This is a genomic window from Mycobacterium sp. E342, assembly GCF_001667665.1.
In the GTDB taxonomy this organism is placed as follows: domain Bacteria; phylum Actinomycetota; class Actinomycetes; order Mycobacteriales; family Mycobacteriaceae; genus Mycobacterium.
The window spans coordinates 1-23010 of the sequence record NZ_LZJM01000319.1 but is presented as its reverse complement, the minus strand read 5'-3'; the positions used below and the strand labels follow the sequence as shown (position 1 = coordinate 23010).

The window sequence follows — 23010 nt, the reverse complement described above, 5'->3', positions numbered from 1 at the left end:
GGCGCCGCGCCGGGTGGACTGACGACCCTGATAGTTACGCCACAGTGCCGGCCGCCCACCAGGCATTTCGGTTCGGAACACCGTTAGTGTTGCAAACAACACATGCTTATCAATTAGGTTTCCGGGTACCCGCCTGACTAGCGTTGTGGCTAACTGCAGTCGCGTGTCCAAAAGCCCCCGTCAGGAGCAGCGGAAACATGAGCCCCCCACCAGAAACCACAGCTGGAACCGAGCGTCGCCACCAGGTCGTCATCATCGGTTCGGGATTCGGGGGACTCAATGCGGCAAAGAAACTCAAGCACGCCGACGTTGACATCAAACTGATCGCGCGCACCACCCATCACCTGTTCCAGCCGTTGCTGTATCAGGTGGCGACGGGCATCGTGTCCGAGGGCGACATCGCCCCGCCCACCCGTGTCATCCTGCGCAGGCAGCGCAACGTCCAAGTGCTCCTCGGTGACGTCACGCACATCGATCTGGCCAGGAAGTTCGTGGTCTCCGATTTGCTCGGCCACACGTACGAAACCCCTTACGACAGCTTGATCATCGCCGCCGGCGCAGGGCAGTCGTACTTCGGCAACGACCACTTTGCCGAGTTCGCGCCCGGGATGAAATCGATCGACGACGCGCTGGAGGTGCGCGGACGGATCCTGAGCGCGTTCGAACAAGCCGAGCGGTCACGCGATCCGGAACGACGCGCCAAGCTGCTGACCTTCACCGTCATCGGCGCCGGCCCCACCGGCGTCGAAATGGCCGGGCAGATCGCGGAATTGGCGGCCCACACCCTAAAGGGCTCGTTCCGCGGCATCGACTCAACCAAGGCGCGAGTGATCCTGCTCGACGCCGCCCCGGCCGTGCTGCCGCCGTTCGGCGACAAGCTGGGTACGCGGGCGCGCACCAGGCTGGAGAAGATGGGCGTGGAGATCCAGCTGGGCGCGATGGTCACCGACGTCGACCGCAACGGCATCACGGTGAAGGACGCCGACGGGACCGTCCGGCGCATCGAGTCCGCCTGCAAGGTGTGGTCGGCCGGCGTGCAGGCCAGTGGGCTCGGCCGCGACCTCGCCGAGCAGTCCTCGGTGGAGCTCGACCGGGCCGGGCGGGTCAAGGTGCTACCGGATCTGTCGGTCCCGGGACACCCGAACGTGTTCGTCGTCGGCGACATGGCCGCCGTCGAGGGCGTTCCGGGCGTGGCCCAAGGTGCGATCCAGGGCGCCAAGTACGTCGCCAACACGATTAAAGCCGAACTCGACGGGGCGGATCCGACCGAGCGCGAGCCGTTTCAGTACTTCGACAAGGGATCCATGGCCACCGTTTCGCGGTTCTCCGCGGTGGCCAAGGTCGGTCCCCTGGAGTTCAGCGGCTTCATCGCCTGGCTGATGTGGCTGTTGCTGCACCTGGTTTACCTGGTCGGATTCAAGACCAAGGTCAGCACGCTGCTGTCGTGGACGGTGACCTTCCTGAGCACACGGCGCGGCCAGCTGACCATCACCGAGCAGCAGGCGTTCGCCCGCACCCGCCTCGAGCAACTCGCGGTGCTTGCGGCGGAAGCCAAACGCCCGGCGACCGCCAAGCGCGCCAGCTAGCCACCCAGCCGGTCGGCCTGCCACGTACTCAGCAGGCCGCCGCCGGCCAGCGACAACACGGTCGAACCGGCGTCGATCGGGGTGTCCGGGAAAGCCGTTTCGGGGTAGCGCAATTCGTGGATCGACGCACGAGGCGCCGCGATGATGTCGTCGGCCGGCGACCCGGCACCCAGCTCGACGCGGTGGCGCAGCAGCGGGCGGCCGTCACGGTCGGCGCGTAGGGAGCCAGACCAAAAGCCTTGGCGCTCGTCGTATCTGCCGACCTGCACCCGCTCCCGAAAGCGCACCTGGGCGCCGTCTCGCAAGCAGAATTCGGCGCTGGACACGTGCCGGGCGTCGGCGGCGACCACCGTCGGCTCCAGGTCGATGTCCAGGCATCCGGTCACCGTCACGTCCCAATGGGCATGCGAGGTGGGAACATTCGCTCCGGGCAACGCCACGGTGGCGGCGGCGCTGCGAAGTTTGAGACGGGCACCGCCTTCGACGATGACGCGAAAATCGATGCTGTCGCCACCCAACGGCGTGGCGGCCGCCGATACCAGGTGGACGGTGTCGGGCGTGGTGCAGCGGGCGGCCACGGCGCCGGCGCACTCGATGCGCGGAAGCCGGTTCGGATACGCGACCACCAGGACCCGCGACCGCATCACACGGTGGCCGCCTCGCGCAATTGCGTGCGGACCCACGCCAGCACCTGCGAGGCCGCCGGGTCGTCGGTGAGGGACTGCAACACCGTCGGTCGGCCGCCGCGCACCGCGTTGGCGTCGCCGGCCATCACCTGCAGGTCGGCTCCGACGAGCGGTGCCAGGTCAGTCTTGTTGACTACCAACAGGTCCGAGTAGGTCACCCCGGGGCCGCCCTTGCGCGGCACCTTGTCGCCGCCAGCGACGTCGACGACGAAGATCTGCACGTCCACCAAACCGGAGGAGAAGGTGGCCGTCAGGTTGTCGCCGCCGGATTCGACCAGGATGAGGTCCAGGTGATCGTGCGCGGTGATCAGGTCGTCGATCGCGTCGAGGTTGGCGGTGATGTCGTCGCGGATCGCGGTGTGCGGACACCCACCGGTTTGCACGGCCGCGATCCGGTTGTCCGGCAACACCGCATGCCTGCGCAGGAAGTCGGCATCCTCGGTGGTGTAGATGTCGTTGGTCAGTACCGCCAGCGACAGCTCGTCGCGCAGCTGCCGGCACAGCGCGGCGACCAGCGCCGTCTTGCCCGAACCGACGGGGCCGCCGACGCCGATGCGCAGCGGCTCCCCCGGTTGCCGGACCCGTCGCGGCCGATCGCCGTGAGCGTGCGGGTGGGTGTGCCGATGTGTTGACATGGAGGGCCTTCCAGAAAGCGGAACGCGGTTCGGCGTGGACGAATGTGCGGTCCTTGACCAAGAAGGTACCGCGCGTCGCGGCGCGCCGAAGCGGCCACCCGGACGAGTTCGCCGTACCCGCGGAGCGGCACGACGATGCTCAACATCGGCGCGCTGGTCTACGGCGCGGCATCATCGCCCTGGTGATCCTCTACCTGGTGTTCACCCGGGCCCACGCCAAGAGCGATGCGCCCCATGCCGACGCCATTCCCGAGCCAGCTCGGAGATAACTGCGGCGCAACGGGTGTCAGGACACGAAGAGCGGACGTTCCCGTCCGGCGTGGCGTTGTGCGAGCGTGTCGAGCAACGGGTCGGACAAGTCGCCCAGCCCGGTGGCCGCTTCGACGGCGGCGCGTTCGCACAGGTCCGCCAGCCGAAACGTGCACGCGGCAACGTCGGCCGGGTCCAGAGCAAGCAGCCGCTGGGCGGCCGTCGCCGAGCCGGTCATCGTGGTGTAGGTGATCGCCAGGGCGGTCTGCTCGGGGACCAGCCCGCTCACGGCGCCCACCCGCCCCGCCGCGACGGGCAGGTGGGGCCGGGCACCGAGGTCGTCCCAGGGGGCGTCCGGCCAGACCCGCCGCGCCAGCCGCGCCAGCCCGCGGCCCTGGCCGCGGGACGCTTCCCGGGCGGCCGGGGCCGGCGTGCGGGCATCGGTCTCCCGGTCGGCCGTATCGGGACTCAGCTCGCCGCGGTGAACCGCCGCCGCGATCGACGCGAAGACCAGCCCGGAGGTGCGAATCCGGCGGCACAGGAAGGCTTCCAACGTATCCAGGTTGGTCACCAGGCCGCTGGTGACCGCCTCCTCCACGCCGCCCGAGTGCACGTGAGCGCCGGCCGGCAATCGGGAATCGGCCAGGGCGAGCAGCGTCGCGAGTGCGGACATGGACGTCAGAACAGGAAGTAGCGTTGCGCCATCGGCAGTTCGGCCGGCGGGTCCTCCTGCCAGACCTCGCCGTCGATCCGCACGGTGAACGTGTCGGGATCCACTTCGATGTCGGGCAGCGCGTCGTTGAGCGGCAAGTCCGCCTTGCCGAGCCCGGCGGTGTTCCGGACGGGGATCAGCCGCCGGTTGACCGCGAGCCGCTCGGCCAGACCGGCCTCGATTGCTTGCGGCGCAACGAAATGCACGGACGTCGCGGCGGCGGCCCGCGGGGCGGCCCCGAACATCGGACGCGGAAGCACCGGCTGTGGCGTCGGGATCGACGCGTTGGCGTCCCCCATCGCCGCCCACGCGAGCATGCCGCCCTTGAGCACCGCGTGCGGGCGGACCCCGAAGAACGGGGGTTCCCACAGCACCAGATCCGCGAGCTTGCCCACCTCCACGGAGCCGACCTCGTTGTCGAGACCGTGGGCCGTCGCCGGGCAGATGGTGTATTTCGCGACGTAGCGGCGCGCCCGCATGTTGTCGGCCGCACCGTCGCCGGGCAGTGCACCGCGGCGGCGCTTCATCACATGCGCGGTCTGCCAGGTGCGCAGCACCACCTCCCCGATGCGGCCCATCGCCTGTGAGTCGCTGCCGATCATCGATATCGCGCCGATGTCGTGGAGCAGGTCTTCCGCCGCCATGGTCGACGGCCGGATACGGCTCTCGGCGAAGGCCAGGTCCTCGGGCACTTGGGGATTGAGGTGATGGCAGACCATCAGCATGTCCAGGTGCTCGTCGAGGGTGTTACGCGTATGCGGCCGAGTCGGATTGGTCGAGCTGGGCAACACGTTGGACTTGCCCGCGACGGTGATGATGTCGGGTGCGTGGCCGCCGCCGGCGCCCTCGGTGTGATAGGTGTGGATCGACCGCCCCGCGATCGCCGCCAGGGTGTCTTCGACGAACCCCATCTCGTTGAGAGTGTCGGTGTGCAGCGCCACCTGGACGCCGGCGGCGTCGGCAACGGTGAGGCACGCATCGATTGCCGCCGGCGTCGATCCCCAGTCCTCGTGCAGCTTGAAACCGGAAGCACCGCCGCGCAATTGCTCCCACAGTCCCTCGGCGCTGACCGTGTTCCCCTTGCCCAGCAGCGCGAAGTTGACCGGCCAGCCGTCGAGCGCCTCCAGCATCCTGGCCAGGTGCCATGCGCCCGGGGTCACGGTGGTGGCCTTGGTGCCCTCGGCCGGCCCGGTGCCGCCGCCGATGATCGTCGTGATCCCGGCGCCGAGCGCCTCGGCCATGAGCTGCGGGCAGATCAGGTGCACGTGGCAGTCGATGGCGCCCGCTGTGACGATCCGCCCGTTGCCGGCGATGACCTCGGTGGACGGCCCGACGACCAGGTCCGGATGCACCCCCGCCATGGTGTCGGGGTTGCCCGCCTTGCCGATCGCCGAGATGCGGCCGTCACGAATCCCGATGTCGGCCTTGATGATTCCCCAGTGGTCGACGATGACCGCACCGGTGATCACCGTGTCGGGTGCGCCCTCGGCGCGGGTGGCGCGCCCCTGACCCATCGACTCGCGCAGCACCTTGCCGCCGCCGAACACCGCCTCGTCACCGGCCAGCCCCGGTCCCCCGCTGCGGTCTTCGGTGATCTCCACCAGAAGGTCGGTGTCCGCCAGCCGGATCCGGTCACCGGCGGTGGGGCCGAAAAGCTGGGCGTAGCGTTCTCGCGACAGGCTCGACATCAGGCGTCGAGACGTCCGGGCGGGGTCAGGCTCAGGCCGTGCACTTCGCGGCGGCCGCGCAGTGGGACCAGCCGGACCTGTTGGGCCACACCGGGTTCGAATCGCACGGCGGTTGCCGCCGGTATGTCCAGCCGGTAGCCGTGGGCGGCAGCGCGGTCGAACGAGAGCGCCGCATTGGCCTGCGGAAGGTGGACATGGCTGCCGACCTGTACCGGCCGGTCACCGGTGTTGACGATCTGCATCTCGATCCGCTCCGCGTCCGCGTTGATGTCGATATCGCCGCTGCCGTAGAGGATTTCGCCGGGAATCATGGGATCGGGTGGTGGACGGTGACCAGTTTGGTGCCGTCGGGGAACGTCGCTTCCACCTGCACGTCGGCCAACATCTCCGGCACCCCCTCCATCACGTCGTCGCGGCTGAGCACCCCGCAGCCGCTGGCCATCAGCTCGGCGACGGTGCGGCCGTCGCGCGCGCCTTCGAGAATGTGGTCGGTGATGATGGCAACCGCCTCCGGGTGATTCAACCGCAAGCCCCGGGCATGGCGGCGACGTGCCAGTTCGGCGGCGTAGGACAACAGCAATCGCTCTTGTTCGTGCGGCGTGAGGAGCACGCTCTGGAATCCTGCCACGGCGCCCGGGGGCGTCGCCGCCCGGCCGCGCTCGACGCCGGTTCGCCTAGGCCTCGAGGTTCTGCAGCCGCACCTGGCCGCGGGCGACCACCCGGTCGTCGGCGTCGGTGATGGTGACCAGCCACAGCTGTTGGCGCCGGCCGCGGTGGATCGGTTCGGCGGTGCCGTACACCGTGCCCGAGCCGATGGAACGCAGAAAGTCGGTGTTGTTGTTGACCCCCACGACGTTCCCCCCACCGCGGGTGGCGAGCCAGGTGTAGGCGGCCACGCTGGCCATGCTCTCGATGATCGAGCAGTAGACGCCGCCGTGCACCAGGCCCATCGGCTGCAACAACTTGGGGGTGACCTCGAGCTCGGCCCGGGCGCCGTCGGGACCGAGTTCGGTGAATCGCAGCCCGATCTCCTGGTCGAAGGGCGCGGTGAAGTCCGTCGGGATGGTCGTCTCCGGAGGCTGTGGCACGTTCTGTGTCTACACCATCGGCCCTTGAAACGGCTGAGCCCCGTGCCATAGGGCACGGGGCTCGCCGATCGAGTAGACCGGGGGTCACTGCAGCCCTCAGGACTCTGCCACGGTCGCTGTTCGCTCGACTCGGTTAGCATAGGCAAGGCTGCCCTAATTTCGCAAGCTTCCATTCGGTGGCGGCGTGAGCAGCTGCGGTACGACCGTCGGTAGTAATCGGGAGTACGATGTTGTCGACGCTCAGGAGAAACGCACTATGGCGAAACTGACCCGGCTGGGGGATCTGGAACGCGCCGTGATGGACCACCTGTGGTCCACGCCGGAACCTCAAACGGTCCGCCAGGTCCACGACGCACTGTCGGCGCGACGCGACCTTGCCTACACGACGATCATGACCGTCCTGCAAAGGCTGGCCAAAAAGAATCTGGTCTCCCAGATCCGCGATGACCGCGCGCACCGATACGCACCCGTGCACGGCCGCGACGAACTGGTCGCCGGGCTCATGGTCGACGCGCTGTCCCAGGCGGAGGATTCGGGCGGCAGGCAGGCCGCACTGGTCCATTTCGTCGAGCGGGTGGGCGCCGACGAGGCGGACGCGCTGCGGCGCGCGCTCGCCGAACTGGAAGCCAATCAACGCGGAAACGCGTCATCTGCTGGCGCGTCGACGGAGGACTGAGGGAGACTGACAGCGTGTCCGCGCTGGCCTTCACCATCCTCGCGGTGCTGCTGGTCGGTCCGGTGCCGGCCCTGTTGGCACGCGCGAGCTGGCCGCTGCGCGCACCCCGCGCCGCGATGGTGTTGTGGCAGGCCGTGGCGCTGGCCGCGGTCCTCTCCGCCTTCAGCGCCGGCATCGCGATCGCCACGCGGCTGCTCATGCCCGGTCCCGACGGGCGGCCCACCGCCAGCATCCTCGGCGACGCGGGCCGGCTGGGGTGGCCGCTGTGGGCGGCATACATCGGCGTCTTCGCGCTGACGCTGCTGGTCGGAGCCCGATTGATGGTCGCCGTGGTCCGGGTGGCCATCGCGAATCGGCGACGGCGGGCCCATCACCGCATGGTGGTCGATCTGGTCGGCGTCAGCCACGACGCCGCGCTCCCCCAGCCCTGCGCCCGCGCGCGCGACCTGCGCGTGTTGGACGTTCCGCAGCCGCTCGCCTACTGCCTACCCGGTGTTCGCAGCCGGGTGGTGGTCAGCGAGGGCGCGCTCAACACCCTCGCCGACGCCGAGGTCGCCGCGATCCTCACCCACGAGCGCGCTCATCTGCGGGCCCGCCACGACCTCGTTCTGGAGGCCTTCACCGCGGTGCACGCCGCGTTCCCGCGGCTCGTGCGCAGTGCCAACGCGCTCGGCGCGGTGCAGTTGCTCGTCGAACTGCTCGCCGACGACGCCGCCGTGCGCGCGGAAGGCCGCGCTCCGTTGGCGCGGGCCCTGGTCGCCTGCGCGGCGGGGCGCGCGCCGTCGGGTGCGCTGGCCGCGGGCGGTACCAGCACCGTGGTCCGCGTGCGCCGGTTGTGCGGGTGTGGCAACAGCCTGCCGCTGTCGGCGGCCGCATACCTGGCCGCGGTCGCCGTGTTCGTGGTGCCCACCGTCGCGCTCGCCGTTCCGTGGCTCACCGAGCTGCGGCGGCTGTTCAACCTCTGAAGCAGACGGAGCCATCACCCCGGGCGGGCGCATGCCCGCTGTGCCACAGTGTGACGGAAAGCTTTTCGGCAACGTTCTCCGACTTGAGAGGCGAAGACATGGGTTCGTCGGATGATTCACAAACCGCTACCGCGCAAATCGGTGTCACCGGCCTGGCGGTGATGGGGTCGAACATCGCGCGCAATTTCGCCCGGCACGGCTACACCGTGGCGCTGCACAACCGGTCTGTCGCCAAGACCGACGCGTTGCTCAAAGAGCACGGTGACGAGGGCACATTCGTGCGGTCGGAGACCATCGCGGAATTCCTGGCCGCCCTGGAGAAGCCGCGCCGCGTACTCATCATGGTCAAGGCCGGCGACCCCACCGACGCCGTCATCAACGAGCTCGCCGACGCCATGGAGGAAGGCGACATCATCATCGACGGCGGCAACGCCCTCTACACCGACACCATTCGCCGCGAGAAGGCGATGCGGGAGCGCGGGCTGCATTTCGTCGGCGCCGGAATCTCCGGCGGTGAGGAGGGCGCGCTCAACGGCCCGTCGATCATGCCCGGCGGCCCCGCCGAGTCCTACAAGTCGCTGGGCCCGTTGCTCGAGGAGATCTCCGCCCACGTCGACGGCGTTCCGTGCTGCACGCACATCGGCCCCGACGGCGCCGGCCACTTCGTCAAGATGGTGCACAACGGAATCGAGTACTCCGACATGCAGCTCATCGGCGAGGCCTACCAGCTGCTGCGCGACGGGCTCGGCAAGACCGCGGAGCAGATCGCCGACGTCTTCGACGAGTGGAACTCCGGCGACCTGGACAGCTTCCTAGTCGAGATCACCGCGCAGGTGCTGCGCCAGACCGACGCGAAAACCGGCAAGCCGCTCGTCGACGTCATCCTCGACGAGGCCGAGCAGAAGGGCACCGGCCGCTGGACCGTGAAGTCCGCCCTGGACCTGGGGGTTCCGGTCACCGGCATCGCCGAGGCCGTGTTCGCCCGCGCGCTGTCGGGTTCGGTGACCCAGCGCAAGGCCACGACCGGGCTGGCCTCGGGAGAATTGGGCCAGAAGCCGGACGACGCGCGGCAGTTCACCGAGGACATCAGGCAGGCCCTGTACGCGTCCAAGATCATCGCCTATGCGCAGGGCTTCAACCAGATCCAGGCCGGCAGCGCCGAATACGACTGGGGCATCACCCCGGGCGACCTGGCCACCATCTGGCGCGGCGGCTGCATCATCCGGGCGAAGTTCCTCAACCGCATCAAGGAGGCGTTCGACGAGGATCCCGACCTGCCGACGCTGATCGTTGCGCCCTACTTCCGCAGCGCGATCGAGGCCGCGATCGACGGCTGGCGGCGCGTCGTCGTGACGGCCACGCAGCTGGGCATCCCGATCCCGGGCTTCTCCTCCGCGCTGTCCTACTACGACGCCCTGCGCACCGAGCGCCTCCCCGCGGCGCTGACCCAGGGGCTGCGGGACTTCTTCGGCGCGCACACCTACGGCCGCATCGACGACGACCCGGACAAGCGATTCCACACGCTGTGGAGCGGCGACCACAGCGAAGTGCCCGCCTAGCCGGGTACTACTGAGGGACACGAGGGGGCGCAGCGAGAGCGATGAGATTCCTGGACGGGCATGGGCCCGGGTACGACCTGACCTACAACGACGTCTTCGTCATGCCGAACCGGTCGGAGGTCGCGTCACGCTTCGATGTCGACCTGTCCACCAACGACGGCTCGGGCACCACCATCCCAGTGGTGGTCGCCAACATGACCGCGGTGGCCGGGCGTCGGATGGCCGAGACGGTGGCGCGGCGGGGCGGGCTGGTCGTCCTGCCGCAGGACATCCCGATCACCGCGGTGCAGCAGACGGTGGAGTTCGTCAAGAGCCGTGATCTGGTTCTCGACACCCCGGTGGTGCTGGCGCCCGAGGATTCGGTGTCGGATGCCACCGCGTTGATCCACAAGCGCGCGCACGGGGTCGCCGTCGTCGTCTTCGAGGGCCGCCCGATCGGCTTGGTGAGCGAATCGAGCTGCCTCGGCGTGGACCGCTTCACCAGGGTGCGTGACGTCGCCAGCACCGATTTCGTCACGGCCCCGGTCGGTACCGAGCCGCGCAAGATCTTCGACCTGCTCGAGCACGCCCCGATCGGGGTCGCGGTGGTGACGAACGCGGACGGCACGCTGGCGGGGGTGCTGACCCGCACCGGGGCCGTCCGGACCGGGCTCTACACCCCGGCGGTCGACGGCGGCGGGCGGCTGCGGGTGGGCGCGGCGGTCGGCATCAACGGCGACGTGGGGGCCAGGGCGCGGTCCCTGGCCGAGGCGGGTGTCGACGTGCTCGTCATCGATACCGCCCACGGGCACCAGGTCAAGACGCTCGACGCGATCCGCACGGTCGCATCGCTCGAACTCGGGGTGCCGCTGGTGGCGGGCAACGTCGTCTCCGCCGAAGGCACCCGGGATCTGCTCGGCGCCGGGGCGAACATCGTCAAGGTCGGCGTCGGTCCGGGGGCCATGTGCACCACCCGGATGATGACCGCGGTGGGGCGCCCGCAATTCTCGGCCGTGGTCGAATGCGCCTCGACGGCAAGGCAATTGGGTGGACACGTCTGGGCCGACGGCGGCGTCCGGCATCCGCGGGACGTGGCGCTGGCCCTGGTCGCCGGGGCGTCCAACGTGATGATCGGGTCGTGGTTCGCCGGGACCTACGAATCGCCCGGTGACCTGATGCGCGACCGCGACGACCAGCCCTACAAGGAGAGCTACGGCATGGCGTCCAAGCGCGCGGTGGTAGCCCGCAGCGGCGCCGACACCGCGTTCGACCGCGCCCGCAAAGCGCTGTTCGAGGAGGGCATCTCGACGTCGCGCATGGGGCTCGACCCGGACCGCGGCGGTGTCGAGGATCTGATCGACCACATCACCTCGGGCGTGCGCAGCACCTGCACCTACGTCGGCGCGGCGAACCTGACGGAGCTCTACGAGCGGGCCGTCGTCGGCGTCCAGTCCGCCGCGGGCTTCGCCGAAGGCCATCCGCTGCCGCTGGGCTGGTGAACCGCCGCGTCGCCCACGCCGCTCATGCGTCGTCGGTCGGGCGTTCCAGCGCGTACAGCGACATGCGCCGGTTCGTCGTGTCGTGCTCACCGAGAAACGCGCATCCGACGTCCTCGCACAGTCGGCGCGCCGCGGTGTTGCGGTGATCGGGGTCGAACATGATCCGGCGGCAACGCGGCTCCACGGAGAAGACGCTGGCGATGATCCGCGGCAGGAGCATCAGCCCCAGTCCCCGGTTCACCAGCGCCGGGTCGGCGATGGCGGCGTGCACCCCCACGTCGTAGGCCCCCGCGTCGTAGTACTCCGAAATGAGATCCTTTGCACCCCAATATATTTCGAGGTATGCGCAATCGGCGCCGTCGATGCTCCCCAGCAGCGGCAGCGAGTACGTCCCATCGAGTTGTGCGCCGAGATGCCGCTCCCAGCGGGGCGTCGGCCAGTCGTATTCCCAGGCCGCCGCCAGGTGTGGGCGGTTCATCCATTCCGACACGATGGCCGCGTCGGTGCGGTCCGCGACGCGCAGCGCGAAAGGCGGATCCAGCTCGGGAAGCGGGGGCCGGGCGATGCTCGCGATCTCCTCGGTGAGGTCGAGGCGCTCGCGGGGCAGGATCCGGGCTGATCGGGCTTCGGGTGGGGCTTCGGACGCCATAGTGCGCCCAGCCTAGCGGGGTAAGGTTAGGCAACCCATATTCGGGTCGCGGTCGTGCGCGGAAGTTCGCGGCACCCCGAAAACGGTGGTCGACCGAGGGCGGGGCCAACCCGGCTACCATAAATCAGCAACGACGGAGGCGACCGCGTCCGCACCGGCTCCAGGCAGTGAAGGGATCGACGTGCCGCAGGCACCCATGCAGGCCATGGGCTTTCGGGCGCGGCGGTCGTCGGACGAAGCGCCCGATGCGGAGCCTTCCCCGACCAGCCCATCGGCCGCGGGCGGCGGTGAGGCATGAACGCCACCGTCACCCTGATCAGCGTCGCGGCCATCGCCCTGCTCATCTTCGGCAACGCGGTCTTCGTCGCCGCCGAGTTCTCGCTGACGACGCTGGACCGAAGCGCGGTGGAGGCCAACGCCCGCGGCGGCGGCCGTCGTGACCGCGGGATCCGGCGCGCGCACCACAAATTGTCGTTTCAGCTGTCCGGCGCTCAACTGGGCATCTCGGCCACCACCCTGGCGGCCGGTTACCTGACCGATCCGATGCTGGCCAACCTGCCGCACCCGTGGTTCGACGCGATCGGGATTTCGGACCGGGTGGCCGACGCCATCATGGCGTTCCTGGCCCTGGTCGTCGTCACCTCGGTGTCGATGGTGTTCGGCGAGCTGGTCCCCAAGTACCTGGCCCTCGCCCGGCCGTTGTCCACCGCGCGGGCCGTGGTCGGCGTCCAGCTGTTGTTCTCGACACTCTTCACCCCGGCGATCCGGCTCACGAACGGTGTGGCGAACTGGATCGTGCGCCAGCTGGGGATCGAGCCGGCCGAGGAGCTGCGCTCGGCGCGTTCGCCGCAGGAACTGATCTCGCTGGTGCGCTCGTCGGCGCGCAGCGGCTCCCTGGATGCGGCCACCGCATCGCTGGTGCGGCGCTCACTGCAATTCGGCGCCCTGACCGCCGAGGAACTGATGACGCCCCGGTCGAAGATCGTGGCCTTGCAGACCGACGACACGGTCGCCGACCTGGTGGCCGCGGCCGCGGAGTCGGGCTACTCCCGCTTCCCGATCGTCGACGGCGACCTCGACGAAACCGTCGGCATCGTCCACGTCAAGCAGGTGCTCGCCATTCCGGCGGCCGACCGGGCGCGCACGCGGCTGACCACCGTGGCCCAGCCCGTGCCGGTGGTGCCCTCGACGCTGGACGGCGACGCCGTCATGGCCGAGATCCGCGGCAACAGCCTGCAGACCGCGATGGTCGTGGACGAATACGGCGGCACCGCGGGCATGGTGACCGTCGAGGACCTGATCGAAGAGATCGTCGGCGACGTCCGGGACGAACACGACGACGCCACCCCCGACGTGGTGGCGGCCGGCACCGGCTGGCGCGTCTCGGGTCTACTGCGCATCGACGAGGTGGCCACCGCCACCGGCTTCCGGGCCCCGGAGGGACCCTACGAGACCGTCGGCGGGCTGGCACTGCGCGAATTCGGCCACATCCCGGTGGCCGGCGAGACGGTGAAGTTGCCCGCCCTGGACGCCGACGGGCTGCTGGACGCCTCGCTGCGCTGGCAAGCGACCGTGATCCGGATGGACGGTCGCCGGATCGACCTGCTGGAGCTGAACGAGCTGCGTGGCCACGGCGAGGGCCCGGCAGGGGGCCACCCATGAGCGATCCCATGGGCGTGTTCTTGGCGATCCTGCTGATCGGCGTGAACGCCTTCTTCGTCGGGGCGGAGTTCTCGTTGATCTCGGCCCGGCGCGACCGCCTCGAGGCGCTGGCCGAGCAGGGCAAGGCCCGGGCGGTCACCGTCATGCGCGCCGGCGAGCAGCTGCCCGCGATGCTGGCCGGCGCCCAGCTGGGAGTCACGGCCGCCTCGCTGCTGCTCGGGCGCATCGGTGAGTCGGCGGTCTCCAGCCTGCTGCGCACCGCGTTGGGGCTGACCGGTATTCCGCCTGCCCTGCTGCACACGTTGTCGTTCGCGATTGCGCTGGCGATCGTGGTCACGCTGCACGTGCTGCTCGGCGAGATGGTGCCCAAGAACATCGCGCTGGCCGGTCCCGAACGAACGGCGATGCTGCTGGTGCCCCCCTACCTGGCCTACGTGCGGGCCGCCCGGCCGTTCATCGTGTTCTACAACAAGTGCGCCAGCGTGGTGGTGCGCGCGCTGGGCGTGGAACCCAAGGAAGAGCTCGAGATCACCGTCTCCCCCGTCGAATTGAGCGAGATGATCGCCGAATCGGAGTCCCAGGGCCTGCTGGACCCCGAGGAGCACACCCGGCTGACCCGGGCGTTGCAGATCCGCACCCGGGTGGTCGGCGATGTGGCGGTACCGCTCGAAGACGTCCACGCGGTGCCGGTGGCGAGGGCAGGCAGCGGCCCGACCGTCGGCGCCGTCGAGCAGGCCCTGGCCCAGACCGGCTACTCGCGGTTCCCCGTGGCGAACGTCAACGGCGACTTCATCGGCTACCTGCACATCAAGGACATGCTGACCCTCGGCGACGACCCGCACACGGTGATCGACCTGGCGATGGTGCGCCCCCTTCCCCGGCTGCCCAAGTCGCTGCCGCTGGCCGACGCGTTGTCGCGGATGCGCCGCAGCAACAGCCATCTGGCGTTGGTGACCGACGCCGGCGGCGACGTGGTCGCGATGGTGGCGATGGAAGACCTGGTCGAGGACCTCGTCGGCACGATGCGCGACGCGTAACGGTCACCGGTCTCCGGGTGGGGCACTCCTGAGCCCGTATGATTTTCAGGGGCTGCCAGTCAAGTGCCAGTCAAGAAAGTGCTGGAGGGTGCAGGATTCCCGGCGCGCTGACGCGTTGCTGGAATTCGATCCCCTGGCTCGCCGCTGCGGCATGTGATCCAGCTGTCAGCGCGGCCTGACCTGGTGCGGTGGGTTGGGCGGATACGCTCACCAGGCTGCTGCTCGGTACGCTGAAGGCATTGCCGCTCCGGGCCGATGGCGGCTCGAAGAGGCTTCGTTATGGAGGAGAGACATGACTGATCGCGTGTCGGCGGGGAACCTGCGCGTCGCCCGAGTGCTTTACGACTTCGTGAACAACGAGGCCCTGCCCGGCACCGATATCGACCCGGACAGCTTCTGGGCCGGAGTCGACAAAGTCGTCACCGACCTCACGCCGAAGAACCAGGAGCTGCTGAACCGCCGCGACGAGCTGCAGGCCCAGATCGACAAGTGGCACCGGCAGCGCGTGATCGAGCCGTTCGACGTCGACGCGTACCGGCAGTTCATCACCGACATCGGTTATCTGCTGCCCGAGCCCGAGGACTTCACGATCACGACCTCGGGTGTCGACGACGAGATCACCACGACCGCGGGCCCCCAGCTGGTGGTGCCGGTGCTCAACGCCCGGTTCGCGCTGAACGCCGCGAACGCGCGCTGGGGCTCGCTGTACGACGCCCTGTACGGCACCGACGTCATCCCCGAGGATGACGGCGCGGAGAAGGGCACCAGCTACAACAAGGTCCGCGGCGACAAGGTCATCGCCTATGCGCGCAACTTCCTCGACCAGGCGGTGCCGCTGGAATCCGGATCCTGGGCCGACGCGACGGGACTGTCCGTCGAGGACGGCCAGCTGAAGATCGCCACCGCCGACGGGCCCGTCGGCCTGGCCAGCCCGGAGAAGTTCGCCGGCTACACCGGCGAACTCGGCTCCCCCGACTGGTCGGTGCTGCTGGTCAATCACGGCCTGCACATCGAGATCCTCGTCGACCCCGAATCGCCCGTCGGCAAGACCGACCGCGCCGGCATCAAGGACGTGGTCCTGGAATCGGCCGTCACGACGATCATGGACTTCGAGGACTCGGTGGCCGCCGTCGACGCCGACGACAAGGTGCTGGGCTACCGCAACTGGCTCGGGCTGAACAAGGGTGACCTGTCCGAAGATGTCGATAAGGACGGCAAGACCTTCACCCGGGTGCTGAACCAGGACCGCACCTACACCACGCCCGACGGTCAGGGCCAGCTGACGCTGCCGGGCCGCAGCCTGCTCTTCGTCCGCAACGTCGGGCATCTGATGACCAACGACGCCATCGTCGACGCCGACGGTAATGAGGTGTTCGAGGGCATCATGGATGCGCTGTTCACCGGGCTGACCGCGATCCACGGCCTCAAGACCGGTGACGCCAACGGCCCGTTGACCAACAGCCGCACCGGGTCCATCTACATCGTCAAGCCCAAGATGCACGGGCCCGACGAGGTCGCGTTCACCTGCGAGTTATTCAGCCGCGTCGAGGACGTCCTGGGCCTGCCGCAGGCCACCCTCAAGGTCGGCATCATGGACGAGGAGCGGCGCACCACCGTCAACCTCAAGGCGTGCATCAAGGCCGCCGCCGACCGCGTCGTGTTCATCAACACCGGCTTCCTGGACCGCACCGGCGACGAGATTCACACGTCGATGGAGGCCGGTCCGATGATCCGCAAGGGCGCGATGAAGAACACGACGTGGATCAAGGCCTACGAGGACGCCAACGTCGACATCGGTCTGGCCGCAGGATTCAAGGGCAAGGCGCAGATCGGCAAGGGCATGTGGGCGATGACCGAGCTGATGGCCGACATGGTCGAGCAGAAGATCGGCCAGCCGAAGGCGGGCGCGACCACCGCGTGGGTGCCCTCGCCGACGGCCGCCACCCTGCACGCCATGCACTACCACTACGTCGACGTCGGCGCCGTGCAGGAGGAGCTGGCCGGCAAGAAGCGCACGACCATCGATGAATTGCTGACCATTCCGCTGGCCAAGGAACTGGCCTGGGCGCCCGAGGAGATCCGCGAGGAGGTCGACAACAACTGCCAGTCGATCCTCGGGTACGTGGTGCGCTGGGTCGCCCAGGGCGTCGGCTGCTCGAAGGTGCCCGACATCCACGACGTCGCGCTCATGGAAGACCGTGCCACGCTGCGGATCTCGAGCCAGCTGCTGGCCAACTGGCTGCGCCACGGGGTGATCACCGAAGAGGACGTGCGGGCCAGCCTGGAGCGGATGGCGCCGCTGGTGGACGCGCAGAACGCCAAGGATGCGGCCTACCTGCCGATGGCGCCCAACTTCGACGACAGCCTGGCGTTCCTGGCCGCGCAGGACCTGATCCTGACCGGGACGCAGCAGCCCAACGGCTACACCGAGCCGATCCTGCACCGCCGCCGGCGCGAAGCCAAGGCCCGCGCGGCGCAATCGAGTTGAGCTGGTGCCTTAATCGGGCTTACCACGTATCGGTGCCGCTGGCGACTAAGATCAGCGGCGGGTTGACAACAAGTCGGACGGATCGACGGAAAGGCGACGGGCACCACTATGGGTAGGCACAGTTTGCCCGACCCTGAGGGCTCCGCCGACGAGCCGTACGACAGCGGCGAGACGGACGACCACCCGTACGCCGGTACCGACGACTATTCGGACGAGGGTCACTACCCGCGCGACGAGGAGTTGCCCTTCGACGAGGACGACTACCCGACCGGCGACGAGCCTTACTCCGAGGACGCGTTCGAGGAGGGCACCGCCGACGACTACCCGGAGTTTCCGCCGCGGCAGCCGGGCCCGGCGGCCTCTGAGCCGCCCGCCTCGTCGCCCTCGCTGTTCGGCCGCGGCCACCGGGGACTCGGTGAGTGGCGCGGCGGCCATCGCAGCGAGGGCGGGCGCCGCGGGGTGAGCATCGGCGTGATCGTGGCCCTCGTCGCCGTAGTCGTGGTGGTGGGCACAGTGATTCTGTGGACGTTCATCGGTGACGCCCTGTCCAACCGCTCGCACAAGGCGGCCGGACGCTGCGTCGGCGGCAAGGAGATCGTCGCCGTCATCGCCGACCCGTCCATCGCCGATTCCGTGCGGCAGTTCGCGGACAGCTACAACTCGTCGGCCGGTCCCGTCGGGGACCACTGCATGGAGGTCAGCGTCAAACCGGCGGGGTCCGACGCCGTGCTCAACGGGTTCATCGGCAAGTGGCCCTCCGACCTGGGTGGGCAGCCGGCGTTGTGGATTCCGGGCAGCTCGGTGTCGGCGGCGCGGCTCGCCGGGGCCACGGCGCAGAAAACCATCACCGACAGCCGCTCGCTGGTGACGTCGCCGGTGGTGCTGGCCGTCCGGCCAGAGCTCCAGCAGGCCCTGGGCAGCCAGACCTGGGCGGCGCTGCCCGGGCTGCAGACCAATCCGGCCGGGCTGGCCGGTATGAACCTGCCGGCGTGGGGGTCGCTGCGGCTGGCCGTGCCGATGAACGGCAACGGCGACGCGGCGTTCTTGGCCGGCGAGGCGGTGGCCGCCGCGGCGGCACCACCCGGCGCCCCGGCGACGCAGGGCACCGGCGCGGTGCGCGCCCTGCTGAGCGCGCAACCCAAACTGGCGGACAACTCGCTGACCGAGGCCATGAACACGCTGCTCAAACCCGGTGACGCGGCAACCGCGCCGGTCCACGCGGTGATCACCACCGAGCAGCAGCTGTTCCAGCGCGGCCAGTCCCTGCCAGACGCCAAGGGCGCGTTGGCTTCCTGGCTACCATCCGGGCCGGTGCCGGTCGCCGACTACCCCACCGTGCTGCTCAGCGGTTCCTGGCTGACCCACGAGCAGACCTCGGCGGCCAGCGAGTTCGACCGCTTCATGCGCAAGCCCGATCAACTGGCCAAGCTGGCCAAGGCCGGGTTCCGGGTCAACGGCGTCACACCGCCGAGCAGCCCGGTCACCACCTTCCCCGCACTGCCGGGAACGCTGTCGGTGGGCGACGACGCGATGCGCGCGACGCTGGCCGAGGCGATGGCCGCCCCATCGAGCGGGCTCGCGGCGACCATCATGCTCGACCAGTCGATGCCCGGCCAGGAGGGCGGGAAGACCCGGCTGGCCAACGTGGTCGCGGCGCTTCAGGACAAGATCAAGGCGCTGCCGCCCACCGCCATGGTGGGGTTGTGGACGTTCGACGGCCACGAGGGACGGTCCGAGGTCCCCGGCGGGCCGCTGGGCGACCCCGTGAACGGCCAGCCGCGTGCGGCGGCGCTGGCGGCGGCGTTGGACAAGCAGTATTCGTCGCCCGGCGGCGCGGTGTCGTTCACCACGCTGCGAATGATCTACCAGGACCTGCAGACGAATTACCGCGCGGGGCAGACCAACTCGATACTGGTCATCACGGCGGGGCCACATACCGACCAGACTCTGGACGGTCCAGGACTGCAGGACTTCATCCGCAAGAGCGCGGACCCGGCCAAACCGATCGCGGTGAACGTCATCGACTTCGGCGGCGACCCGGACCGCGCCACCTGGGAGGCGGTCGCCCAGCTCAGCGGCGGCGGCTACCAGAACCTCGCCACGTCGGCGTCCCCCGACCTCGCCGCGGCCCTCAACGCGTTCCTGAGCTGAATTATCTCCGGCTTTGGGCCCACTTGGCTTGTGCAGCAGTGTAATTGAGCCTCAACAGGCAAGCGCCGTCGCTTTCTTGGTCGCGCCCGGCTACCGGTGGTTGGATTCGTCGGGCGCGTAAGCAAACATTCCGAGCATGGAGGCGACGAACGCGCCGTGGGTGGAGCGGCGCACCATCTCGCCGTACCATTCGCGCACCTCGGCCGAAGTGATCAGGTCAGCGTCGATCGCATGTTGCCAGACGGCGTCCATGTTCATGCTCTCGGTCAGATCTTCTATGTCGCTGAACAAGCGGGTTTCCGGACGGGTCCTTACGGAGCTGAACCCACTGTCACGCAACCACTTTTCGAGGTGTTGCCCAGCCAGCGGCTGGCGGTAGCTGTCGTGGATACTACGAGCGAGTGCCGCCGCTGCACGCTCGCTGGTGCCCTCAACGGCAAGCGTTGCGGGGCTCGGCTCGAACAAAGCCACCCGGGCGTTGGGACGCAACGCTCGGCCCACCTCGACGAGCGCCGCAACCGGGTCACTGAGATGAACGAGCACTCGCTCGATCCGGCATCCATCCAGCGTGGCATCCGCGATCGGAAGCGACGTACCGTCGGCCTGGACCAGCCACGCCGTCGGGCAGCGACGCGCGCTGATTTCGAGCATGCGTCTGCTCTGGTCCACACCGATCGGGCGTCCGCCGGCCTCGGCAATCGCCACTAGGTCGTGGCCGGCGCCGCAGCCGACGTCGAGAATCCGTTGTCCTACCGAAATTCCCAGTAGTTCGATGAGCGTCGCTTTGGTCGGCGCCCTGATAACGGCCATTCGATCCAAGAAGGACACCAGCCGGTCAGGATCGCCGCTGCGGTCCACATCGGCGAAGTCGGATGACACGATCTTCAACGTGCCGGAGTCGGCTTGGTAAAGCGCGCACCGATAGCACCGGTTGGGCGTATGGACAATCGATGCAACGGCATAGCCGCCTATCCGCAAGGCGCGGTCACGGGTATACCTGGCTTTGCCGAGCCGGTACTGGTCAATGCCGACGGCGTCGCGATACCGGGGTCAGCGTCTCCTGAGCCGGGAGACAGGAAGCTCTTGAGGTTCTCGCCCGCGCGATCGGTGGCGAAGACATCGACGAAGTCCTCTAACGGATAGGTCTGGCCGAGCAGGTCGGCCAGATCGTGACGAGTCAGGAATTCCAGGGATTCGGGAAACGTCCCATACGACACCGACTCGAATATCACTTCCTTACGCACGGCTGCGGCTAGATCGATGGCCACGGGGGCCGCGGGCCGGCTCTTGAGGATGATCCGGCCGCCTGGGCGTACAGCCCGGATCATTTCGTCGAAGGCCGGTGAGCTGGGTTGAGTCTCGATGACGAAGTCGTACGCATCCGTTTCCGGCGGCGATGACTTGCCCATCTGCCGGGTCTCAACGGCTGGGAAGCCGGCCGCCGACAGCACACGTTTCGTCAGCTCCGCGATCCGGTTTTCGCCGTGGATCAGGCCGCTCTCGCCCGGCTTAATGCCGGCTTTCAGTACGGCCAAGGAGGCGCATACCGGTTCGGTGTATGCGCCTTGTCTGAAAGACAGTGACGGCGGCAGTTGATGCACCACCTGAGCGGGTACCGCAACGTATTCGGCGAACGCTCCGTGCCGGCTGACCCCGAGGAACTGGTGGTGAGGACAGCATTCAGGCGTCCCACCTCTGCATCGGACGCAGGCTCCGCACGGGATCACCGGCATCGCGGCTACCCGATCTCCAGGAGCAAAGCTGTGGACGTCCGACCCGCACGAGGCGACGACGCCGGCGAACTCGTGCCCGAGGATCAAGGGGTCAGCGCACGGGAGCTTTCCCTGAGCGACGTAGATGTCGGTGCGGCATATTCCCGCCGCCTCCACGCGGATGAGGACCTCGCCCGGTCCCGGTTCAGGCACCGGCACACGGCACGCCCGCACTGAACGCCCCTGCTTGACAACCGCGCGCATCTCAGTCACGCCTCGCGCGTCCTTTCCCCCGTGGGATGCCTTAAGCGCATGAACCGCCTCGAGGCTTCTCGCGCTCGCATTCAGGACCAATCAATCCTAACGCTAGACAATGCTCGCCGCGCTGGAACCGCAGCACAGAGTTAGGCGCATGAGCCAAGACCCGATCGACTGCAAACGATCCCCTAAGCCAGTCGGTCGGGGCCCACCGAACTAACCGGCCGAGTGTGTGACCAGGTCTAATGATGTAATAGTTGGCATCGTTGCCCATTGTTCGTCGACTCCGCCAGCGGCTTATCGGCCAAGCAGGACAAGGATTTAGGCCTGAATTGTGAGAGCTAAATTAGGTGGAATCCTGCGGATGTTGTGGCTACGCCGTAAAGGTGCAGGGAATCGAGCTTTCGATTAGCGGAAAGGCCGCCGCTGATTTGGATGGCATCGGTGAGTTTATCGATCTCGATATCGGTGCGGTGGTAGCGGATCCGGTCGCGGGCGAGGGCGACCAGGTTGTCGGGCAAGCCGAGGAACTTTGTGTTGCGCGGTGACGTTGAGGTCTGCGTGCAGACGGCCACGTTGGCCAGCTTCTCGTAGCCTTCGACGATCCCGGCAGGGTCGAGGGTGGCGGCGTCACCGGTGAATGACACGTAGGTGCCGCCAGCGCGCTCCTCGATGAAATTACGAGCAAGACCACTCAGCAATTGAGTTGTTTGCCGTACATGCCGAGCGATTCGACCGTCAACATCTCTTCATGCGTACAGTCGATCAAGTGTTCTGTAATATCCCCAGCGACATAAGGTCGCCAACTTTCCAGCAAGGACGAATCCTGATCACCCTCATTGCGCGCTGCGGAAAATATGGTTAGATCACCGTCGAACACACCGGGTTCGTGAGCTCGAGACAACGCTGCATTACTATCAAGGCTCCGCATAACGAAATCCAGAAGCTGCTTGTATCGAGTAATTTCGACAGCTGCTTTCTCGCGAACCAGCTCTCCCACCCGCTCGTAGGTAAGCGGCTCAGCTTGTTCAGGAATCGTAATATCGAAGAACCGCAAGACCTCTTCCAATACGTTTTTCTCGATTGCAGCGGGGTCAGCTGCGGGATCGCAGCTGTCCGTACTGGGTTGGGTGTCGAGGAGGATCAGACGTGGGATCACGCATCCGCGTCGCTGAAGCTCGATGGCAAGTGCGTGGGCGACCACACCACCAAAGGACCAGCCGAGAAGATTGTAGGGCCCGGCCGGATAAACCTCTTGGATTCTGTCGGCATAGTTCTTCGCCATATCCCGAATTGACCGGGGTTCAGCTTCTCCCTTCTGCAGGGTTTGTTGAATTCCGATAATCGGGCAGTCCAAGTAATTACCAAGGGCCTGATACGGCCAACTCATTCCTCCGCCGGGATGAATGCAGAACAACGGAACCCCGGTGCCGTGCTGCAGAGTCTGAACCGGAAGTACTTCTTGGGTAGACGCACTGCCTGTGAGCAGCCGCTGACTCAGACTTGTCACGGTGGGTGCCTCGAAGATGGTGCGCACTGGTAGGTCGGCATCGAGGCTGGTGTTGATGGCGGCGATGAGGCGTATCGCCGACAGGGAGTCGCCTCCGAGGTCGAAGTATGAGTCGTCGATCCCGATGCGGTCGAGGTCGAGGATTTGGGCGTAGATGCCGGCCAGGGTTTCCTCGGTGGGGTTGGTTGGCGGGCGATAGGGGGCGCTGGTGTAGTCGGGGG

General features: G+C 67.9%; 22 protein-coding genes and 1 pseudogene. 10 read left to right on the top strand and 13 right to left on the bottom strand.

What is annotated here, in order from left to right; translation table 11 throughout:
• The first annotated feature begins 197 nt into the window (after nt 1-197).
• Nucleotides 198-1586, top strand: coding sequence for an NAD(P)/FAD-dependent oxidoreductase (locus A5692_RS26190; protein WP_068062046.1), 1389 nt, complete (start codon nt 198-200; stop codon nt 1584-1586).
• Here A5692_RS26190 and A5692_RS26185 read toward each other — a convergent pair.
• Both A5692_RS26185 and ureG read right to left on the bottom strand, forming a co-directional pair.
• A complete protein-coding gene (locus A5692_RS26185; RefSeq protein WP_068062045.1) occupies nt 1583-2230 on the bottom strand; it encodes an urease accessory protein UreD in 648 nt (215 codons plus the stop codon). The two genes, A5692_RS26190 and A5692_RS26185, sit on opposite strands and share 4 nt — an antisense overlap.
• Nucleotides 2230-2907 (bottom strand): urease accessory protein UreG, encoded by a 678-nt coding sequence (gene ureG / locus A5692_RS26180; RefSeq protein ID WP_068062044.1) that lies wholly within the window; start codon nt 2905-2907, stop codon nt 2230-2232. Before ureG ends, A5692_RS26185 begins: the two co-directional genes overlap by 1 nt.
• A gap of 53 nt (nt 2908-2960) precedes the next feature.
• Here ureG and A5692_RS26175 point away from each other — a divergent pair, with 53 nt between their 5' ends.
• Nucleotides 2961-3176, top strand: coding sequence for a hypothetical protein (locus A5692_RS26175; protein ID WP_156766294.1), 216 nt, complete (start codon nt 2961-2963; stop codon nt 3174-3176).
• 17 nt (nt 3177-3193) lie between these two features.
• Here A5692_RS26175 and A5692_RS26170 read toward each other — a convergent pair whose 3' ends face one another.
• The 5 genes from A5692_RS26170 to A5692_RS26150 form a co-directional block, all read right to left on the bottom strand.
• Complete coding sequence (locus A5692_RS26170; protein WP_068062038.1) at nt 3194-3829, bottom strand: urease accessory protein UreF; 636 nt, start codon at nt 3827-3829, stop codon at nt 3194-3196.
• A 5-nt stretch (nt 3830-3834) separates the two neighbouring features.
• Entirely contained in the window at nt 3835-5556 is a 1722-nt protein-coding gene (locus tag A5692_RS26165) for an urease subunit alpha (RefSeq protein ID WP_068062035.1), read from the bottom strand.
• Nucleotides 5556-5867, bottom strand: a complete 312-nt coding sequence (locus A5692_RS26160; protein WP_068062031.1) for an urease subunit beta — start codon at nt 5865-5867, stop codon at nt 5556-5558. Before A5692_RS26160 ends, A5692_RS26165 begins: the two co-directional genes overlap by 1 nt.
• On the bottom strand, nt 5864-6166 hold the full coding sequence (locus A5692_RS26155; RefSeq protein ID WP_068062069.1) for an urease subunit gamma: 303 nt from the start codon (nt 6164-6166) through the stop codon (nt 5864-5866). Before A5692_RS26155 ends, A5692_RS26160 begins: the two co-directional genes overlap by 4 nt.
• A 64-nt stretch (nt 6167-6230) precedes the next feature.
• Nucleotides 6231-6644 (bottom strand): PaaI family thioesterase, encoded by a 414-nt coding sequence (locus A5692_RS26150; protein WP_068062029.1) that lies wholly within the window; start codon nt 6642-6644, stop codon nt 6231-6233.
• Nucleotides 6645-6900: 256 nt separating this feature from the next.
• Between A5692_RS26150 and A5692_RS26145 the strand changes: the two genes are divergently transcribed.
• From A5692_RS26145 to A5692_RS26130, 4 genes are all read left to right on the top strand, one after another.
• Nucleotides 6901-7320 carry a BlaI/MecI/CopY family transcriptional regulator gene (locus tag A5692_RS26145; protein ID WP_068062026.1) on the top strand — a complete coding sequence of 140 codons (420 nt, stop codon included), beginning with the start codon at nt 6901-6903 and terminating at the stop codon, nt 7318-7320.
• A 14-nt stretch (nt 7321-7334) separates the two neighbouring features.
• On the top strand, nt 7335-8285 hold the full coding sequence (locus A5692_RS26140) for a M56 family metallopeptidase (protein ID WP_068062023.1): 951 nt from the start codon (nt 7335-7337) through the stop codon (nt 8283-8285).
• A 98-nt stretch (nt 8286-8383) separates the two neighbouring features.
• Nucleotides 8384-9844 (top strand): NADP-dependent phosphogluconate dehydrogenase, encoded by a 1461-nt coding sequence (gene gndA / locus A5692_RS26135; RefSeq protein ID WP_068062021.1) that lies wholly within the window; start codon nt 8384-8386, stop codon nt 9842-9844.
• A gap of 41 nt (nt 9845-9885) precedes the next feature.
• Nucleotides 9886-11322, top strand: a complete 1437-nt coding sequence (locus tag A5692_RS26130; RefSeq protein ID WP_068062018.1) for a GuaB1 family IMP dehydrogenase-related protein — start codon at nt 9886-9888, stop codon at nt 11320-11322.
• Nucleotides 11323-11344: 22 nt separating this feature from the next.
• Here A5692_RS26130 and A5692_RS26125 read toward each other — a convergent pair whose 3' ends face one another.
• A complete protein-coding gene (locus A5692_RS26125) occupies nt 11345-11971 on the bottom strand; it encodes a GNAT family N-acetyltransferase (RefSeq protein WP_068062015.1) in 627 nt (208 codons plus the stop codon).
• A gap of 294 nt (nt 11972-12265) precedes the next feature.
• On the opposite strand from A5692_RS26125, the gene A5692_RS26120 reads away from it, so the two are divergent.
• The 4 genes from A5692_RS26120 to A5692_RS26105 all read left to right on the top strand — a co-directional run bounded on the left by A5692_RS26120 (nt 12266) and on the right by A5692_RS26105 (nt 19309).
• On the top strand, nt 12266-13633 hold the full coding sequence (locus A5692_RS26120) for a hemolysin family protein (RefSeq protein WP_068062012.1): 1368 nt from the start codon (nt 12266-12268) through the stop codon (nt 13631-13633).
• A complete protein-coding gene (locus A5692_RS26115; protein ID WP_068062009.1) occupies nt 13630-14670 on the top strand; it encodes a hemolysin family protein in 1041 nt (346 codons plus the stop codon). The genes A5692_RS26120 and A5692_RS26115 overlap by 4 nt, the downstream gene beginning before the upstream one ends.
• 292 nt (nt 14671-14962) lie before the next feature.
• Nucleotides 14963-17158, top strand: a complete 2196-nt coding sequence (locus A5692_RS26110) for a malate synthase G (protein WP_068062007.1) — start codon at nt 14963-14965, stop codon at nt 17156-17158.
• Between the two features lie 108 nt (nt 17159-17266).
• The gene (locus tag A5692_RS26105) at nt 17267-19309 is read left to right on the top strand and encodes a substrate-binding domain-containing protein (protein ID WP_068062004.1); all 2043 of its coding nucleotides are present in this window, start codon (nt 17267-17269) and stop codon (nt 19307-19309) included.
• A 90-nt stretch (nt 19310-19399) separates the two neighbouring features.
• On the opposite strand, the gene A5692_RS26100 is transcribed toward A5692_RS26105, so the two are convergent.
• The 5 genes and pseudogenes from A5692_RS26100 to A5692_RS26085 form a co-directional block, all read right to left on the bottom strand.
• Nucleotides 19400-20188 carry a methyltransferase domain-containing protein gene (locus tag A5692_RS26100; RefSeq protein WP_156766293.1) on the bottom strand — a complete coding sequence of 263 codons (789 nt, stop codon included), beginning with the start codon at nt 20186-20188 and terminating at the stop codon, nt 19400-19402.
• A gap of 89 nt (nt 20189-20277) precedes the next feature.
• Nucleotides 20278-20844, bottom strand: coding sequence for a hypothetical protein (locus A5692_RS30085; protein ID WP_231984469.1), 567 nt, complete (start codon nt 20842-20844; stop codon nt 20278-20280).
• A 69-nt stretch (nt 20845-20913) separates the two neighbouring features.
• Nucleotides 20914-21285: pseudogene (locus A5692_RS30515) on the bottom strand (alcohol dehydrogenase catalytic domain-containing protein); the annotation flags it as partial.
• 335 nt (nt 21286-21620) lie between these two features.
• Nucleotides 21621-21980, bottom strand: a complete 360-nt coding sequence (locus A5692_RS26090) for a hypothetical protein (protein ID WP_156766291.1) — start codon at nt 21978-21980, stop codon at nt 21621-21623.
• Nucleotides 21974-23010: thioesterase domain-containing protein (locus tag A5692_RS26085; RefSeq protein WP_231984468.1), on the bottom strand; the 1037-nt coding region annotated here is incomplete at its 5' end. The genes A5692_RS26085 and A5692_RS26090, both read right to left, overlap by 7 nt.

Excerpts from the sequence above, each read along its gene's own strand:
- A5692_RS26190 (WP_068062046.1), top strand. The coding sequence starts at position 198 with ATGAGCCCCCCACCAGAAACCACAGCTGGAACCGAGCGTCGCCACCAG.
- A5692_RS26185 (WP_068062045.1), bottom strand. The coding sequence starts at position 2,230 with ATGCGGTCGCGGGTCCTGGTGGTCGCGTATCCGAACCGGCTTCCGCGC.
- ureG (WP_068062044.1), bottom strand. The coding sequence starts at position 2,907 with ATGTCAACACATCGGCACACCCACCCGCACGCTCACGGCGATCGGCCG.
- A5692_RS26170 (WP_068062038.1), bottom strand. The coding sequence starts at position 3,829 with ATGTCCGCACTCGCGACGCTGCTCGCCCTGGCCGATTCCCGATTGCCG.
- A5692_RS26165 (WP_068062035.1), bottom strand. The coding sequence starts at position 5,556 with ATGTCGAGCCTGTCGCGAGAACGCTACGCCCAGCTTTTCGGCCCCACC.
- A5692_RS26160 (WP_068062031.1), bottom strand. The coding sequence starts at position 5,867 with ATGATTCCCGGCGAAATCCTCTACGGCAGCGGCGATATCGACATCAAC.
- A5692_RS26145 (WP_068062026.1), top strand. The coding sequence starts at position 6,901 with ATGGCGAAACTGACCCGGCTGGGGGATCTGGAACGCGCCGTGATGGAC.
- gndA (WP_068062021.1), top strand. The coding sequence starts at position 8,384 with ATGGGTTCGTCGGATGATTCACAAACCGCTACCGCGCAAATCGGTGTC.
- A5692_RS26130 (WP_068062018.1), top strand. The coding sequence starts at position 9,886 with ATGAGATTCCTGGACGGGCATGGGCCCGGGTACGACCTGACCTACAAC.
- A5692_RS26125 (WP_068062015.1), bottom strand. The coding sequence starts at position 11,971 with ATGGCGTCCGAAGCCCCACCCGAAGCCCGATCAGCCCGGATCCTGCCC.
- A5692_RS26120 (WP_068062012.1), top strand. The coding sequence starts at position 12,266 with ATGAACGCCACCGTCACCCTGATCAGCGTCGCGGCCATCGCCCTGCTC.
- A5692_RS26115 (WP_068062009.1), top strand. The coding sequence starts at position 13,630 with ATGAGCGATCCCATGGGCGTGTTCTTGGCGATCCTGCTGATCGGCGTG.
- A5692_RS26110 (WP_068062007.1), top strand. The coding sequence starts at position 14,963 with ATGACTGATCGCGTGTCGGCGGGGAACCTGCGCGTCGCCCGAGTGCTT.
- A5692_RS26105 (WP_068062004.1), top strand. The coding sequence starts at position 17,267 with ATGGGTAGGCACAGTTTGCCCGACCCTGAGGGCTCCGCCGACGAGCCG.